1 protein-coding gene is annotated in these 238 nt (G+C 65.1%); it reads left to right on the top strand.

Going from position 1 to position 238, the window contains the following annotated elements:
• Positions 1-16 precede the first annotated feature (16 nt).
• On the top strand, positions 17-238 hold a 222-nt coding region (locus MTCD1_RS23855), incomplete at its 3' end, for a WYL domain-containing protein (RefSeq protein ID WP_498067579.1).

Raw genomic sequence — 238 nt, 5'->3', positions numbered from 1 at the left:
CTCCACGTCTGCCCTGGTGAAGTTGCGTGCCGCAGGAGTTGAGCCCGACACGGAGGCCGGCATCGCGACCCAGGTCGTCACTGGCGCAGACGCGCCATCGTTCTCTGATCTGTGGCGGGCCACTATTGACCGGTCCAGGGTCCGCTTCGGTTACCGAGGGGGAAAGCACCGTACCGTAGACCCCTGGCGAATGGCCTTGCGGCGTGGTCGTTGGTACCTCGTTGGACGAGACGTCGAC

Source organism: Colwellia marinimaniae (genome assembly GCF_002207865.1).
GTDB classification, from domain to species: domain Bacteria; phylum Pseudomonadota; class Gammaproteobacteria; order Enterobacterales; family Alteromonadaceae; genus Colwellia; species Colwellia marinimaniae.
Note: the sequence above shows the minus strand (reverse complement) of the source record. Positions and strands in the feature narration are given on the sequence as shown.